General features: G+C 38.8%; 16 protein-coding genes. 12 read left to right on the forward strand and 4 right to left on the reverse strand.

Translation table 11 applies throughout. The features are described from left to right. Window positions 1-18: 18 nt before the first annotated feature. Window positions 19-789, forward strand: a complete 771-nt coding sequence (locus JOC83_RS19565; RefSeq protein ID WP_205189038.1) for an SDR family NAD(P)-dependent oxidoreductase — start codon at window positions 19-21, stop codon at window positions 787-789. A gap of 21 nt (window positions 790-810) precedes the next feature. After that, window positions 811-2,286: a methyl-accepting chemotaxis protein gene (locus JOC83_RS19570; RefSeq protein ID WP_239583650.1), complete on the forward strand. Its 1,476-nt coding sequence runs from the start codon at window positions 811-813 to the stop codon at window positions 2,284-2,286. A 99-nt stretch (window positions 2,287-2,385) separates the two neighbouring features. Here JOC83_RS19570 and JOC83_RS19575 read toward each other — a convergent pair whose 3' ends face one another. Together JOC83_RS19575 and JOC83_RS19580 are read right to left on the reverse strand one after the other, a co-directional pair. Further along, window positions 2,386-2,937, reverse strand: coding sequence for a GNAT family N-acetyltransferase (locus tag JOC83_RS19575; protein ID WP_205189040.1), 552 nt, complete (start codon window positions 2,935-2,937; stop codon window positions 2,386-2,388). Next, complete coding sequence (locus JOC83_RS19580; protein WP_205189041.1) at window positions 2,937-3,461, reverse strand: GNAT family N-acetyltransferase; 525 nt, start codon at window positions 3,459-3,461, stop codon at window positions 2,937-2,939. The genes JOC83_RS19575 and JOC83_RS19580 overlap by 1 nt, the downstream gene beginning before the upstream one ends. 304 nt (window positions 3,462-3,765) lie before the next feature. Here JOC83_RS19580 and JOC83_RS19585 point away from each other — a divergent pair, with 304 nt between their 5' ends. The 8 genes from JOC83_RS19585 to JOC83_RS19620 all read left to right on the forward strand — a co-directional run bounded on the left by JOC83_RS19585 (window position 3,766) and on the right by JOC83_RS19620 (window position 10,117). Further along, complete coding sequence (locus JOC83_RS19585; RefSeq protein WP_205189042.1) at window positions 3,766-4,548, forward strand: transporter substrate-binding domain-containing protein; 783 nt, start codon at window positions 3,766-3,768, stop codon at window positions 4,546-4,548. A gap of 114 nt (window positions 4,549-4,662) precedes the next feature. Beyond that, window positions 4,663-5,325: an amino acid ABC transporter permease gene (locus JOC83_RS19590; RefSeq protein WP_205189043.1), complete on the forward strand. Its 663-nt coding sequence runs from the start codon at window positions 4,663-4,665 to the stop codon at window positions 5,323-5,325. 14 nt (window positions 5,326-5,339) lie between these two features. Next, on the forward strand, window positions 5,340-6,083 hold the full coding sequence (locus JOC83_RS19595) for an amino acid ABC transporter ATP-binding protein (RefSeq protein ID WP_275580458.1): 744 nt from the start codon (window positions 5,340-5,342) through the stop codon (window positions 6,081-6,083). A 256-nt stretch (window positions 6,084-6,339) separates the two neighbouring features. Continuing rightward, complete coding sequence (locus tag JOC83_RS19600; RefSeq protein ID WP_205189044.1) at window positions 6,340-6,654, forward strand: HMA2 domain-containing protein; 315 nt, start codon at window positions 6,340-6,342, stop codon at window positions 6,652-6,654. Between the two features lie 14 nt (window positions 6,655-6,668). Then, window positions 6,669-7,289: an HMA2 domain-containing protein gene (locus tag JOC83_RS19605; protein WP_205189045.1), complete on the forward strand. Its 621-nt coding sequence runs from the start codon at window positions 6,669-6,671 to the stop codon at window positions 7,287-7,289. 16 nt (window positions 7,290-7,305) lie between these two features. Beyond that, window positions 7,306-9,312, forward strand: a complete 2,007-nt coding sequence (locus JOC83_RS19610; RefSeq protein WP_205189046.1) for a heavy metal translocating P-type ATPase — start codon at window positions 7,306-7,308, stop codon at window positions 9,310-9,312. Beyond that, complete coding sequence (locus JOC83_RS19615; RefSeq protein ID WP_205189047.1) at window positions 9,284-9,865, forward strand: HMA2 domain-containing protein; 582 nt, start codon at window positions 9,284-9,286, stop codon at window positions 9,863-9,865. The genes JOC83_RS19610 and JOC83_RS19615 overlap by 29 nt, the downstream gene beginning before the upstream one ends. Window positions 9,866-9,889: 24 nt before the next feature. Continuing rightward, complete coding sequence (locus tag JOC83_RS19620; protein ID WP_205189048.1) at window positions 9,890-10,117, forward strand: hypothetical protein; 228 nt, start codon at window positions 9,890-9,892, stop codon at window positions 10,115-10,117. Window positions 10,118-10,188: 71 nt separating this feature from the next. On the opposite strand, the gene JOC83_RS19625 is transcribed toward JOC83_RS19620, so the two are convergent. Further along, complete coding sequence (locus JOC83_RS19625) at window positions 10,189-10,422, reverse strand: hypothetical protein (protein WP_239583648.1); 234 nt, start codon at window positions 10,420-10,422, stop codon at window positions 10,189-10,191. A 123-nt stretch (window positions 10,423-10,545) separates the two neighbouring features. On the opposite strand from JOC83_RS19625, the gene JOC83_RS19630 reads away from it, so the two are divergent. Continuing rightward, window positions 10,546-11,547 (forward strand): NADP-dependent oxidoreductase, encoded by a 1,002-nt coding sequence (locus tag JOC83_RS19630; RefSeq protein ID WP_205189049.1) that lies wholly within the window; start codon window positions 10,546-10,548, stop codon window positions 11,545-11,547. A gap of 206 nt (window positions 11,548-11,753) precedes the next feature. On the opposite strand, the gene JOC83_RS20115 is transcribed toward JOC83_RS19630, so the two are convergent. Then, on the reverse strand, window positions 11,754-12,053 hold the full coding sequence (locus JOC83_RS20115; RefSeq protein ID WP_338038950.1) for a CPBP family intramembrane glutamic endopeptidase: 300 nt from the start codon (window positions 12,051-12,053) through the stop codon (window positions 11,754-11,756). On the opposite strand from JOC83_RS20115, the gene JOC83_RS20235 reads away from it, so the two are divergent. Beyond that, window positions 12,028-12,159, forward strand: coding sequence for a hypothetical protein (locus tag JOC83_RS20235; RefSeq protein WP_275580459.1), 132 nt, complete (start codon window positions 12,028-12,030; stop codon window positions 12,157-12,159). The genes JOC83_RS20115 and JOC83_RS20235 overlap by 26 nt on opposite strands. Window positions 12,160-12,684 lie beyond the last annotated feature (525 nt).

Here is a 12,684-nt window from a genome sequence, read left to right on the forward strand (position 1 = left end):
ATATGAAGGAGTCATACAATGAAATTAAAAGACAAAGTAAGTGTTATTACAGGTGGAGCAGACGGGATTGGAAGAGCAACTGCACAAAAATTTGCAAAAGAAGGTGCAAAAGTTGTTGTAGCCGATTTAAATGAAGATGCGGGACAAAACGTGGTAGCAGAAATCAATAACCAAGGTGGAGAAGCAGTCTTTTTCAAGCTAGATGTAACAAATTTTGATGAAGTAACCGCGCTTGTTGAATTTGCAGTTAACACGTTTGGTTCAATCGATGTGATGTTTAACAACGCTGGAATTGGAATAAACAAGCCTTTTCTAGATCATACGCCAGACGATTATCATAAAGTTGTAGCCGTCAATCAGCATGGTGTGTACTACGGAATGTTAGCCGCAGCTCGCAAAATGAAAGAATTAGGGGTCAAAGGAGCAATTATTAATAACGCTTCTGTATTTGGTTATGTAGCAACGTTAGGTGTAACGGGTTATCAGGCTGCAAAAGGAGCGGTTGTCATGCTAACAAAGCACGGGGCATTAGAACTAGCACCATATGGGATTCGTGTAGTTGGGGTTGCACCAGCAGCTGTTAATACAAACATTGTAGAAGGATACCGAGCTGCAGGATTACTAGACTATATGAAAAAACAACAGCTAACAAGAGAGTTAATTGAGCCAGAAGAAATCGCGGAAGTTGTCTCATTTTTAGCGACAGATGAAGCTCGTGTCATGAACGGTTCGGTTGTGATGGCAGATGATGGATTTGCGAGCTTTAAATCTGATTTAAGACCGTTTTGATAAAGGAGATACAATTTTGTGATGACTGTTCAAGAAATGATCGTACAAGATCGTAAAAAGAAAAACTTATTGATGTTTGCAGCGTTTTCAATTTCCCTTGTTTTAGCGTTAGTAAAGTCCATTACCTCGAAAGAAATGTCAACCATTTCATTGTTTTCAACCGAGATTGTGGTGTTTACAGCTATCTACTTAATCACAACAAAAGTAGTCAAAAAAGAGATGCTTTTTCCATACATAAGTGTTGTACTCGTAAACGGTTTTACGATGGTGGGTGTTTTCTTTGCAGGAGGAGGCTGGACAATTGTCATGGTCACGTTCTTCCTTGCTGCATTTGCCGTCGTTCATTTTCATAAAATCATCTTCTTGATTGGGTATGGTTTAGGATTTGTGACCATTTTATTGAATCTTATGTTAGGAACAAAAGAAGCAGCATCGATTCAGGGGAATGCGCCAACTATTTTCTTGACGTATGTGTTAACGGGCTTTATTTTAATCGTCCTTATACATTTAAATGAAAAGCAATCAGAGCAAGTCAGAAAGCTTTTTCAGCAAGCAGAAGAAAATGCAACCAATCAACAGCAACAAAAAGAGCGACTGCAAGCAAGCATGTTTGACCTTTTGCAAGGCGTATCTGATGTGAATGCTCAAATTCAACATCATTTAACCGCTCAAAGTGAAATGAAAGATAGTATTAATGAAGTAGCGGGAGGAAGCGCTGAGCAAAGTGAACAGATTAGTACGATTTCACACAATGCAACGACGTCGTATGATTTCATGACAAAATTAAGTAAGCGCATGAAAGAATTAAAAATGCAAGCAGAAAAAACACAACAGCTGACACTTCAAGGAGAAGAAAAGGTTCGATTGTTTAATCAAGATGTGAAAGAAATTCAAACATTTATCACAGACTTGAATCAAACGTTTTATGAGCTCAGTTTAAAAGTGAAAGAAACAAATTCCTTCTCAGATAGTATTAAGCAAATTTCGGAGCAAACGAATTTACTCGCATTAAATGCCTCGATTGAAGCAGCACGAGCAGGCGAAGCGGGCAGAGGATTTTCGGTAGTAGCAGAAGAAATACGAAAGCTTGCGGAGATGACAAACGTTACTGCAGAAAGCATTACGCGTAACCTAATACAAGTAAATCAAAACAATGTAGCGACCATGGAGAAAATGCAAACGAGTGAACAAAAGATTACGAGTATGCTTCATTCATCAACGGAAGTGGTGGACTACTTTGGTGAACTAAAAACAATGATTGAAAAAGTAAGTGTGAACTTTGAACAATCAGAGCAAGCATCTGATCAAGTCGTTCGCAATAGTCAACACGTTGAAAAATCAACAGCAGAACTAGCAGCAATCATTGAACAGTCAACCGCAGGGCTAGAAGAAATGAGTGCTACGGTTGAAACGTTAACTAGCGATAGTAAACGTATTGCAGAGATCATGGAGCAAACAGCTGAAAAGGCTAATGAAATTATGCGTACGTATGGGTAATAAAAAAGAAGCACCTGTAACAATACATGTTAAAAGGTGCTTCTTTTTTATCGTTGTAGAGGAACCACTTCACTTTAAGCGCTGTGCAGTATGAGTCGTTCAATTCGTCCTATCTGCATTTATGTAATAAATTAAGTTATCTGTCCACTCATCTTCTTCGTAAATGAATTTTTTTCTCGTGCACTCGTATGTCATCCCCACACTTTCTGCGAGATGAATAGAGGCATCATTATCAACGTTAATATGAGCTTCAATGCGATGGTAGTTCAGTTGTTCAATTCCTAATTGTAAGGCGAGCTTCACTGCTTCTTTTCCATACCCCTGTCCCCAAAAATGATTATGAATTTGATAACCAATGCGTGCCCATTGGAAATCGTCTCGTAATAACGTCGAAAAATCAATGGCTCCAATGTGTGTTCCTCTTTCTTTATGAAACACACCAAAAATATAGAGACGATCTTCGTTTGCCGAAGCTTGATTTTTCTCAACAAACTCTTGAAACCACTCACTTGTACAAATGCTCATGTCGAGCTTTCCTTCGTCATACTTGTGCTGAGGCGGAAGGCGCTTTTCATACTGCGCAAGCCATTGTGAATAATCACTTAAATAATAAGGACGAATAATTAGTCGTTCACTTTCAATGGAATGCATCACTTCTCTTTCCTTTCATGACGGTTTAGTTTATAAAGTAAAATCTTTTTATTCCATTTCTCAATCTCTTTTTCACACGTCATGCCAATCTTTTCAGCGACGCGGATGGAAGGGTTATTTGCAGGGGCAATGAGTGAAATGATTTCATCAACATGTAGGACGTGAAAGGCATAGTTTCGTACAGCAGTAGCGGCTTCTGTTGCGTATCCATGATTCCAAACTGAACGTAAAAATAAATACCCTAGCTCAAGCACAATTCTGCCTTCAATTTTTTGAGGAACGAGACCACACTGACCTAAAAATGCACCGGTTTGTTTGTCTTCTACAATCCACATGCCAACCTGATAAGCTCTGTAATTATCGAGCGTCCATTGAATCCAAGTAAGAGTCTCTTCTTTTGATTTCGTGCTCGGATAATGAACCATTGCCTTTGAATCTGAAAAGATACGTAGTAAGTTCTCAACATCTGAAGTCGTCATTAGACGAAATTGCAGCCGCTTTGTTTCAAACAAAAGAGAGGTCATAGAAGGTGCTCCTATCTGTTAAATATAGAGAATGATCTCATACATTGTACGCATAATTGTACAAGTATACGCATATGAAGTAAAGATTTCGGTTAGGGGAAGAATGGTTAAACAACAAAAGAAAAAGAGTGATGTGTGAACATATTAACGTATGAAAAAAATGGAGAAAAAAGTAGGAAGTGGAAATAGAATTTTGTAAAAGTTTGAAATATTTGCTATAGTATTAGTAACCGATTATGGTGACGATAAATCGTTACGATAATTGGTGCTCATATACATACATAAAAGGGGAGATGGACGAACGATGAAGATGAAAAAGAAAACAGGTATCTTTTTATCAATTGCATTAGCAGCAGGAGTATTGGCTGGATGTGGAGCAAAAGAACAAACGGCAGACGGAATGAAGCTAGTAGATAAAGAGAAGTTTACATTTGCTGCTTCAGGTGAATTCAAACCTTTTAGCTACATGGAAGGAAATGAGATGACCGGCTTTGACATCGAAGTAGGAGAAGCAGTCGCAAAAGAGCTAGGATTAGAGCCTGAAGCGAAAAAAATGAAGTTTGCTAGTATTATTGAAGGCGTTAAATCAGGTCGTGTAGATGCGGCCGTGGCAAGTCACACGATAAACGACGAGCGTAAAGAGCAAGTTGCCTTTTCAACACCGTACTACTACTCAGGTCCTCAAATTTTCACAAGATCTGATAGTGATATTCAAGTGGCCACAGACTTAGAAGGGAAAGAAGTAGCGGTTGCAAAAGGATCAACGTATGCAAGCTCTGCTGCAGAACATACCGATAACATTAAACAATATGATAGTGATATTACAGCGCTTCGTGCCCTTAGTGATGGTCGCCATGATGCTGTGATTACAGACTTCATTACAGGAAAAGAAGCGATTGGTGAAGGTTATAAAATTGAAGGCCGCGAACTACTAGGACGTAGTGAACAAGCCATTGCGGTTTCAAAAGAAAATGAAGCGCTTGTGAAACAAATTAATGAAGCGCTTGAAAAGCTACATGAAGATGGAACATTAAAAGAAATTAGTGAAAAGTACTTTGGGGAAGACATCACGGTTCTTCCAGAATAAACTCATCAGAGTTCAGTCAGATGCATGAATGGTTAAACGAAGCAGCGTGACTGGCGATCAGTTCGCTGCTTTTTTGAATGATACATAGATTATAAGAATAGAAGAGGTGATTAGATGCCGAGCTTTAGTCATTTTTTTGAAACGCTTTTGAGTAGTCGTGAGCTATTTTTTGAAGCAATGCAAGTGACGTTGAAGTTGACGGTTGTATCCATTTTATTTGGAATTATCATTGGTTTGTTTTTTGCGCTATTAAAAATATCGAACGTAAAAGTATTAGGTTACATATCAGATGTGTACGTTTATTTAGTTCGCGGAACACCCCTCATTGTGCAAATTTTCGTGTTGTATTTTGGGTTAAGCAGTTTGTTTTTACTGCCTGATTTTTGGGCAGCATCACTCGCACTTGCCTTTCATAACGGTGCGTACATTGCTGAAATTTTCCGTGGAGCCATTCAATCGATTGATAAAGGTCAAATGGAAGCAGGTCGTTCTCTTGGTATGACAGCAGGAATGGCTATGCGTCGTATTATTTTGCCACAAGCGTTTCGCCGAGCGCTACCACCACTTGGAAATCAATTCATCATTGGATTAAAAGATTCATCGTTAGCTGCATTTATTTCAATGAACGAGCTATTTAGTGTGGCCACGACGCTGGGCTCAAACAATTTTGATGAAATGACATACTTGTTAATCGTAGCGGTGTACTACCTCATTTTAGTCGCGTTACTCACAGTGATTGTACGTGGGATTGAGAAGAAATTAGCGGTAAGTGATTAAGGAGGGAGAACATGATGGAAAAAAGAGAAATGATTCGTGTTGATAAGCTTAACAAATCGTTCGGGGATTTACATGTCCTAAAAGACATCGATATGACGGTGCAAGAAAGTGATGTTGTTTGTTTAATAGGTGCAAGTGGATCAGGAAAGAGTACACTACTTCGTTGCTTAAATTTTTTAGAAGTAAAAGATAGTGGTTCCATTATCATTGAGGATGAAGAGACGGATTTGAAAACACACGACGTGAACAAAGTGCGTCAAAAGGTAGGGATGGTGTTTCAGCATTTTAACTTATTCTCACATAAGACGGTGTTAGAAAATGTGATTGAAGCCCCGATGTACGTTAAGAAAGTGCCGAAAGCTGAAGCAATTGAAAATGGAAAACAGTTATTAAATAAAGTGGGACTATCCGATAAAGCGGATGTGTATCCAAGCAAGCTGTCAGGTGGTCAAAAGCAGCGTGTAGCCATTGCGAGAGCACTCGCAATGAAGCCAGATATCATGCTATTTGATGAGCCAACCTCTGCACTTGATCCAGAGCTTGTTGGAGAAGTACTTGCCACAATGAAAGAGTTAGCAAAAGAAGGCATGACGATGATTGTTGTTACGCATGAAATGGGCTTTGCGCGTGAAGTGGCAGACTGGGTTGTCTATATGCATGATGGTCGTATTGTAGAAGTAGGCCATCCAACAGATTTATTTGAATCACCAACAGAAGAGCGAACGAAAGAGTTTTTAAAAACGACGCAGTTAAAATAAGCTAGAAGGGGCTAAGACAAAAGGGGCAAAGAACACTCCTGTTTGACTCAGCCTCTTTTCTTGCTCTAAGAAGGTAAAAGGTCTCATATACATTAACAATGTTCAATAGTAGGAAAGGTACAGAAGCTTTATTCAAATCGTATGAGTATGTAGCAGGAAAATGGGACTATTTGTAGCAGGTTTCCATAAATGCATTTACCAGATAATAGTATAAGTATTATAATGTAAATGTATTGTAAATAACTAGGAGGAATGTATGTTAAAAAAAGCAATGATTGCTCATCAGTTAAAGAGGTGGGAAAAAGAGTTTAACCGACACGAAGTCTATGTAAAGCACTTTATCCCTGGACGCATTCGTTTATTCTCACCATTGTGGAAAGATAATGAGTCACTAATTAAAGAAGTACGTCAATTAATTGAACGAGAACACACGGTTATGGCAGTGAAAGAGACGATTGAGACCGGTACAATCTTAATAGAGTTTAATTCACAAAGAGAAGTACAAAGAGATGAACTTGTAAGGTGGATGTCTATTCTCGCACAAAAGCATGCACCATTTATTACGCCATAAAGGAGCGAATGATTTTGCTTTCTACACTTGCAGGAATGGGAGCGTATTTACTAGCTCCAAAATTATTAGCAAAACTAAGAGACTTAAATATTCAAATTGTTCATGCAGTACCTGGAAGGTTACGACTGCAAAATCAAAAATGGAAGCAACCACAAATTGCTGCGTATCTCGAAAAGAACCTTGTGTTACATCCACTTATTTCAACATGTCGTGTTTCACCGATAACGGGTAGCATGCTTCTATATTTTTCAACCCCTTATTTACAGCAACAGCAGTTAGATGAACTGTTTGAATGCATTACGCATACAACCGTAAAAGCGATTAGTCAAACAGACGATCAACTAATGATTGCAATGCGTAAGAAAGTAAATGGTGTGAATGCAACAATGAAAAAAGCAACAGGTGGTTACACAAGTGTTGATAGCTTACTGATTGTATTTTTACTTTTTCAAGGTATGACGCGTTTCAAAGTAAATCCAGCATTTTCAAGCAGCTTACTTTATTGGGCATATACGCTTTTGAAAAATGAAAAGCATGAAGGAGGAGAGGGGCATAACCATCTCAATCATTCATCACATACCTGGACGGATACGTCTGAAATTAGCGGTTCCTCATCTACCTCAGACACGCTTTGAATGCTTCCTTCGTACAGTGAAAGGGGTAAGAGCTGCTACATATACGCCAATGACTAATACGGTTGTTCTTTACTATGACCAATCTTGTTTAGTAAAAGAACTGTTATCATCCATTTCATCGTTTTTACCTTTTCAAGAGCAACTACAAACATCGGTAAAAAAGCAATGGATTACGGTTTTCTTTTCTACTAGCTTACTAGTGTTTCATTGGTTACTTCGAAAAAAAGTATCATTATTATGGGCTTACCTCATTATGAATAAGTTGATGGCCGTTTTTGTGCTATTTTTATCACGAACAACGATTAAGTCAGGTATGATGCGTGCGTTCAAAGAAAAAAGGATGAATGTTGATACGCTTACAACCGCTTCTATTTTCGCTTCACTCTATTTAAAGCAACCTGCGTCCGCGCTCGTTATCTATATCATGTCTACGTTAAGTGAACTTTTAACAGAGCTGACGTCGCACAAAGCGACCACGCATTTAAAGTCGCTATTAGCACTTGAGTCCACATATGCTTGGAAGGTTGAAGGCGATGTGGAGCGAAAGGTACATGTAGAAGAAGTGATGGTTAGAGATAAGATTAAAGTGTTTCATGGAGAACGTATTCCGGTCGATGGAGTAGTGGTTAAAGGAGAAGGAATCATTGATGAATCATCGGTGACTGGTGAATATTTACCAAAAGTAAAGACATCCAAACATACCGTGTATGCAGGAAGTATTTTACAAGAGGGCGAATTAACCGTTGAAGTAAAAGGAGTAGGGAGTAGCACAGCGCTTGGCAGGATGATTACCTTGATGGAGCAAGCGTATGAAAAGAAAGCACCTATGCAGCAATACGCAGATAAAGTGGCAGAAAAGATGGTTCCGCTTTCGTTCGCGTTGACGATTGGAACCTTCATCTTCACAAGAAATTTCCATCGAGCGTTAAGCATGCTTGTCATTGATTTTGTTTGTGGTATTAAACTATCTACTGCGACGGCATTTTCAGCTGCGATTGGTCGGGCAGCTAAAAAAGGGATATTCATAAAAGGAAGCGAACACATTGAACAGCTAGCGAAATCTGAAACATTTTTGTTTGACAAAACGGGTACGGTCACGGAAGGAAAGCCTTACGTTGAACGTATTCATTGCTTCAACCATTACAGTGAAGAAGAGGTGCTTATGTATGCAGCCTCTATTGAACAAACGTCTTCTCATCCAATTGCGCATGCGATTGTCGATGAAGCGAAACGCCGCCATCTCACCATTGCACCTCGCGATGAAGGAGAGCCACTTAAAGTGGTAGTAGGTAAAGGAATTCAAGGAAAAACAAAGAATCGTGTAGTCACCATCGGCTCTAAACGATATTTACAAGAGCAAGGTGTCAACGTAGATGTAACAAGTATGCTAGTAGATACTCACTCTATTTTTATCGCAATCAATCAAAAATTAGTAGGAGCGCTTAAAATAGAGGATCGCATTCGCGCAGGTATGAAAAGGTCTCTTCAGCAGTTACGTCAGCTTGGCATGAAAAAAGCGGTTATGTTAACGGGAGACGAAGCGGTTGCTGCTCGTCGTGTATCAAGAAAAGTTCGCATGGATTCTTTTCAAGCAACGATGCTACCTGAAAACAAAGCGTCTTATGTGAGTCAAGAAAAGAAAAAAAGTCCAACCGTGATGATTGGAGATGGCATGAATGATGCACCTGCGCTTGCACGAGCATCGGTTGGAATTACCATGGGAGGAAAGCGAACCGACTTAGCAGTTGAAGCAGCTGATATTATTATTACGCAAGATAACCCGTATGCCATTCCCGAACTTTATCAGCTTTCAAAACGAACGGTACGCACCATTAAACAGAATGTGTACGCAACTCTTTTCATTAATGGAATGGCAATTGCATTAGGTGCATTCGGAGTGATTTCTCCACTAGCTGGTGCTGCCATTCATAACTTAGCGACGATTGGTGTCGTTGCCAATAGCATGAAACTTTTATTTAAAGGAGAGAAGCAAAATGGAAATCCCTTACTACATTTTGCATGATATTCCTGGTCGCATTCGTTTACGTATTCCGACGCTTAGTAACCGTAAGAAACATGAGGAAATTGAGCGGTTTTTTGCTGAGATGAAAGGAATTATCTCAGTGAAGATCGAACCTATTATACAAACAATGGTTGTTACTTATCAAAAAGTAGACATCACGAAACAGCGGCTGTTACGAAATCTGTCTCTTTTCTTTCATCATGAAAAGCTTGATCCATTAGACCCGATCATGCTAAACATTAAGCCGCAAATTCGTAAAGAGCTGTTACGTTCATTTATTACAGGTGCGCTCATTTTAATTGCGTATGCAAAGCGATTTTACACAAGCCGAGTGGATGCTTTTGATTATATAGTAGTCATTACCACCGCTCATACAGTTTTATCACATGGAAACGAACAGCGATTTCGTCATCCCGACATTCTAACAGGAATTATTAGCTTATTCTCCCTTGGCACGAGCAACTTACTGCACGTATGTATGGTGACGTGGGCAGTAAACGTATTAGAAATTTTACATGATATTAAGCGGACAACACATCGATCCGCCATTTAATAATAAAAAAGGAGTGTTACCATTATGGCATTAAATCAAGATTTTTTAATGGGATTTATTTCAGGAACAGTAGTAGGAGCAGTAGGGTATAAATTATATGAGCAAAATTCAGGTCAGCTACAGCGTTTACTTCAACCATCACCAGGCTACCCTCAAGCAGCAGCAGCTTCTCATGCACAGCCATCTATTGAGGAGCTTGTCGCACAAAAAGAGCGCTTAGAAGATTTAATCGCAGAATTAAAATTAGGTTAACATGAAGGACAGTGTCAAAAGGAGAAAAAGCGCCTTATTGACACTGTCCTCATTCAATTTGCTAGACGCAACTATGTTCTTACTTCAAAATGAAACTGAAACCAATAGTCATCACTGATGTTTTTCGCACGTTCTGCCACCATATGATCGCGACCTTCTTCGTCTGTGGCAATCCAATTGTGATTCACATCAATGTGAACAGGGTAAAGGTTCCCTGACTTAAATAATATGACAGGTGGATGAACTTCTACATAATCATTTAATTTTTTTACAACATCACGCTTACAGTATAGTAATTCCATCATGCTCTACTCCCTTTATTTCGAAAAACGAATCATATTCTTTGCATGTGCATTTGTCAGTCTACTACAATAAACAATGTAACCATATAATATCACAGAATGGTTCGTTGAAAGGAGCGAAACGCAATGAATGAGCAAATTCTATTAGCAGAACGACCAAAAGGAATGCCAACTGAACAAACATTTACTTTCGAAAAGGTGGACATGCCTTCTATTAACGAAGGTGAAGTACTTGTTAAAACACTATACTTATCGGTTGATCCGTATATGCGCGGTCGTATGAATGATACAAAGTCATACGTTCCACCGTTTCAGTTAAATGAAGTAATCTCAGGTGGGATTGTTGGGAAAGTAGTAGAATCAAAAGCAGATTCGTTCCAAGAAGGAGAAATTGTAACAGGTTATTTAGAATGGAAACGATACTCAAAAGCAAGCGCGAAACATCTTCAAAAAGTAGATCCAAATCTTGCGCCAATTTCAACGGCACTTGGTGTACTAGGAATGCCTGGATTGACGGCTTACTTTGGCTTACTTGATATCGGTCAACCAAAAGAAGGGGAAACCGTTGTCGTATCAGGGGCAGCAGGAGCGGTTGGAACAATTGTAGGTCAAATCGCTAAGATAAAAGGAGCTCGTGTTGTTGGTATTGCTGGGTCACAGGAAAAAATTGACTACTTAAAAAATGAGCTAGGCTTTGATGCAGTTATTAACTACAAAGAAGACGATGTGAAACAAGCTGTAAAAGATGCATGCCCAAATGGCGTAGATGTGTATTTTGATAACGTGGGAGGCGAAATTTCAGACGCTGTCACAAGTCAGTTAAATAAATTTGCGCGTATTCCGCTATGTGGTCAAATTGCACTTTACAACCTTGAAAAAGCAGACATTGGTCCACGCGTTCAACGTCAATTGTTAATTAATAGTGCGCTTATGAAAGGATTTATCGTAGGCGATTATGCAGAGCAATTCCCAGAAGGCATCAAACAGCTTGGTGAATGGGTACAGCAAGGAAGAATCAAATACAGTGAAAACATTGTAGAAGGCTTTGAGAATGTGCCAAGCGCATTTTTAGGGTTATTTAAAGGGGAAAACCTAGGAAAACAACTCGTAAAAGTAGCTGATCAGTAAACCAATTTAAACAAAAAAGCGGAAGCAGTTCAGCTATTGTGGAGAAAACGTAACCTAACAAGCGAAAACACAATTAGATTCATAAGGGAAATCACACAGTAAAAACTCGCAATAAAAGCTCAGAGTGATATCGCTCTGAGCTTTTATTTTTCAGACGAATCTCCGAAGGTAGCTAAGTGGGGAGTAGCTCACTAGAAGTCAATACGTTAAAATATCCAGCCGTTAAAAACCATACCTAAATTTATAATCAAATGAAAGGCTATGGCAGGGTATATGCTATTAGTCTTTAAAACTACAACTGCGTAGAAAAGCCCACCTAAAGAAAAAAGCAAACTCATTACCAAAGGAATTCCGATAGATATATGCAAGAGACCGAATCCAGTGCTAGTAGTGAAAACAGCGAAAAAAGTCGAAACATTGCTTTTTAAACTAGATAACATGATCCCTCTCCATAGAAACTCTTCGAGGAAAGCGTTTATGATGGAGAAAAAGATACCATACGTCACGAATGATTTTGTAAAGCTACTACCGTCAAGGAACAACAAAGGTATAAAAATTGTAGCGGAGCCAACTAGTCCGAAAAACAAAAAAGAAGACAGCTTAATTGAATGAAATGGAAATACAATGCGTTTCTTCCAATCTGGTAATGTTGTAAAAAGGAACACATGTTGCTTCGATAACAAAATTGAAAGCCATAGTCCACCTATAATAAGTAGGAGTGAACTTCTATTTAACATGATTTTCATCTTTTTGGATATGTCCCATTCAGCATAATAACCGGTTACCATTTGAAACAGCAAAGTCCCTACTAAAAAGAAGATAAACAAAGAAACAGTTGAACGATAGATAGGAGTTAAAATGTAGATAAAAAAAAGGAATACGATTGGTAACATTCCTAACATAAACAGCCTGTAAGACAAAAGGATAATGCCCAAGAACAATAAACTTGCCAAAGATATGAGTAATCCATTTATTCTAAAGTCCTGAATATAAACTCCCTCCATTTATCATTCTTACCGAGAAGACCCCCACCTCAAGGAAAACAGTGAGTAGGTGGGGGATGAATCGGTTTTTTAAACTTTTTTTCATTTTGAGTGTTTTTTCTTTTGTAACTTTTTCGAAGGTTGTTATAAAATA

The organism is Priestia iocasae, from assembly GCF_016909075.1.
Lineage (GTDB): Bacteria > Bacillota > Bacilli > Bacillales > Bacillaceae_H > Priestia > Priestia iocasae.